The organism is Thermohalobaculum sp., from assembly GCF_058622915.1.
This window is the reverse complement of the sequence record NZ_JBZSYN010000047.1, coordinates 1-2,839: the sequence shown is the minus strand read 5'-3', so window position 1 is coordinate 2,839 and position 2,839 is coordinate 1. Positions and strand designations below refer to the sequence as shown.

Genomic DNA, 2,839 nt, shown 5'->3' with positions numbered 1-2,839 from the left:
TCGAGGAAGGCCAGCCGGTCACGCGAGGAGAGCGCGTAGAGCGCAGGCACGCGGCGCTCGAAATAGTGGCTGATCAGGAACCGGCTGACCGTATTGCGCCGCTGCGCGCGCAGCCACCGGGCGAAGCCGGGCGGGCGCGGGCCCCGGCCGGCCGCGTGCTGCGCCCAGCGGTAGTTGTAGAGCGAGACCAGCTGGCTCACCGGCTCGCGCAGCAATAGCGACTCGCGAATCTCCGTGCCGGGGAAGTGGCGCCTGAGCGAGACGCCCAGCGAATGGCCCGTCACCACCTTGAGACCCGCGAGCCGCGGGTCGTCCGGGCGCAGGGCATGGCGCTCGCCAAAAAACAGGCGCAGCGGGTTGTGCCAGCGCGGCGCGACCAGGAACGCCGCGCCGAGATGCGCGGCGAAATGCGCGCCCGCGCTGGTGCCGGCGCAGCGCGGGACATGCAGCACGAAGTGGACGACGCGGGCGGGCACGGCAGGCTCTCCTTCCCGGTGCCCAAAGTGGCGCATCCCGCCCGCGTGGCAAGCGGCCTTGCATCGCGCGGGACGGGCAGGCCAAATTGCCCGGCCTGCCGGCGATGGAGAGACGCATGCGCGACAGCTACGACAACCAGAACGTTTTCGCCAAGATCCTCAGGGGCGAGATCCCCTGCAGCAAGGTGCTCGAAACCGAGCACAGCCTGGCCTTCCACGACATCAGCCAGCAGGCCAAGGTGCATGTGCTGGTGATCCCCAAGGGCGCCTATGTCAGCGCCGAGCATTTCGGCGCCGAGGCCAGCGAGGCCGAGATCGTCGACTTCGTCCGCGCCATTGCCCGGGTCGCCCGCGAGTCCGGCATCGCCGAGGCCTCGGGCGGCAACGGCTTTCGCACCATCTCCAATGCCGGGCCGCACGGGGGCCAGGAGGTGGCGCACTACCATGTCCACGTCGTCGGCGGCGAGCCGCTGGGACGGTTCCTGCCGCGCCGCGAAGAGCGCTAGGGTGCCGCGCCGCGCTCGGCCAGTGGAGCTCGCGCCGGGATGCTGATCCTCGAACTCGCGGCCGGGATCGTGCTGCTCTTCGCCGGGGGCGAGGCGCTGGTGCGCGGGGCCGCGGGGTTCGCGGCGCGGATGGGGGTGTCGCCGCTTCTGATCGGCCTGACTGTGGTGGGCTTCGGCACCTCGATGCCCGAGCTGGTGACCAGCCTCGATGCCGCCTTCTCGAACGCGCCTGGCATCGCCATCGGCAATGTGGTCGGGTCGAACACGGCCAACGTGCTGCTGATCCTCGGCGTCGCCGCGCTGCTCTCGCCGATCCAGGTCGGGCGCCGCGCCTTCCTGCGCGACGGCACGATGGCGGTCTTCGCCGCGCTCGCCTGCCTCGGCGTGGTCCTGGCCGGCCACCTGGGGCGCGTCAGCGGGCTGGCACTGGTCGCCCTGCTCATCGCCTATCTCGTCGTCGCCGCCAAGCACGAGCGCACCGACCCGGCCGAGGCGGACCCCGACGGGCTGATCCCGCAGCACATGGGAGTCGCGGCGGCCCTGGGCTGCGCCGCGGGCGGGCTGGCGCTGACCGTGCTGGGTGCGGGAATCCTGGTCGACGGGGCCATCGACCTGGCGGAAAGGGCCGGCGTCTCGGACTCGGTGATCGGCGTCAGCGTGGTGGCGATCGGCACCTCGCTGCCCGAGCTCGCCACCGCGCTGATGGCCGCGATCAGGCGCCAGCCCGAGATCGCCTTCGGCAACGTGATCGGCTCGAACATCTTCAACGTCCTGGGCATCCTGGGGGTGACCGCCGCAGTGCACCCGATCCCGGTGCCCCCCGAGATCATGGATTTCGACATCTGGGTGATGCTGGCCTCGACCGCCGCGCTGGCGGCGGCGGCCGTCACCGGCTGGCGCGTCACGCGGCGCGAGGGCGCGGCGATGCTGGCTGCCTACGCGCTCTACATGGCGCTGCTGATCGCGGGCGCCTGAGCCGGGTCAGCCGATATGCCCGCGGTTCTCGCCGATCTGGGCGCGGTGCATGAGAAGCTGGTCGAGCAGCACGCAGGCCACCATGGCCTCGCCCACCGGCACGGCGCGGATGCCCACGCAGGGGTCGTGCCGCCCTTTCGTGACGATCTCCGTCTCGCGGCCCGCCTTGTCGATGGTGCGCCGCGGCGCGAGGATCGAGGAGGTCGGCTTCACCGCGAAGCGCACGACGATGTCCTGCCCCGACGAAATGCCGCCGAGGATGCCGCCGGCGTGGTTCGACAGGAAGCGCGGGCCGTCATTGCCCATGCGGATCTCGTCGGCGTTCTGCTCGCCGGTCAGCGCGGCGGCCGCGAAGCCGTCGCCGATCTCGACGCCCTTGACCGCGTTGATCGACATGCAGGCCGCCGCCAGCTCGGCGTCGAGCTTGCCATAGACGGGGACGCCGAGCCCCGCCGGCACGCCGCGGGCGGTCACCTCGATCACGGCGCCGGTCGAGTTGCCCGACTTGCGCAGATCGTCGAGATAGCCGGCCCATTGCGCCGCCGCCTCGGCGTCGGGCGCCCAGAACGGGTTGCGCTCGATCTCGTCCCAGTCCCAGCGGGCGCGGTCGATGGCGTGCGGGCCCATCTGCACCAGACAGCCGGTGATAGCGAGCCCCGGCAGCATCTCGGCCAGCACCGCCCGCGCCACGCCGCCCGCGGCGACCCGCGCCGCAGTCTCGCGCGCCGAGGCGCGGCCGCCGCCGCGATAGTCGCGGATGCCGTACTTGACCCAGTAGGTGTAGTCGGCGTGGCCGGGGCGGAATTTCTCGGCGATCTCCGAGTAGTCCTTCGAGCGCTGGTCGGTGTTGCGGATCATCAGCTGGATCGGGTGGCCGGTGGT

The 2,839-nt window shown here is 71.8% G+C and carries 4 protein-coding genes; 2 read left to right on the top strand and 2 right to left on the bottom strand.

Going from position 1 to position 2,839, the window contains the following annotated elements; all coding sequences use genetic code 11:
* A partial coding sequence (locus tag AC32QD_RS04200) for a hypothetical protein (RefSeq protein WP_492009230.1) occupies window positions 1-476 on the bottom strand: 476 nt, incomplete at its 3' end.
* Window positions 477-592: 116 nt separating this feature from the next.
* Here AC32QD_RS04200 and AC32QD_RS04195 point away from each other — a divergent pair.
* Window positions 593-982: a histidine triad nucleotide-binding protein gene (locus AC32QD_RS04195; RefSeq protein WP_492009229.1), complete on the top strand. Its 390-nt coding sequence runs from the start codon at window positions 593-595 to the stop codon at window positions 980-982.
* 39 nt (window positions 983-1,021) lie between these two features.
* On the top strand, window positions 1,022-1,957 hold the full coding sequence (locus AC32QD_RS04190) for a calcium/sodium antiporter (protein WP_492009228.1): 936 nt from the start codon (window positions 1,022-1,024) through the stop codon (window positions 1,955-1,957).
* A 6-nt stretch (window positions 1,958-1,963) separates the two neighbouring features.
* On the opposite strand, the gene aroC is transcribed toward AC32QD_RS04190, so the two are convergent.
* Window positions 1,964-2,839 (bottom strand): chorismate synthase (aroC, locus tag AC32QD_RS04185; protein ID WP_492009227.1); only part of this gene is annotated, 876 nt, incomplete at its 5' end.

Excerpts from the sequence above, each read along its gene's own strand:
- AC32QD_RS04195 (WP_492009229.1), top strand. The coding sequence starts at position 593 with ATGCGCGACAGCTACGACAACCAGAACGTTTTCGCCAAGATCCTCAGG.
- AC32QD_RS04190 (WP_492009228.1), top strand. The coding sequence starts at position 1,022 with ATGCTGATCCTCGAACTCGCGGCCGGGATCGTGCTGCTCTTCGCCGGG.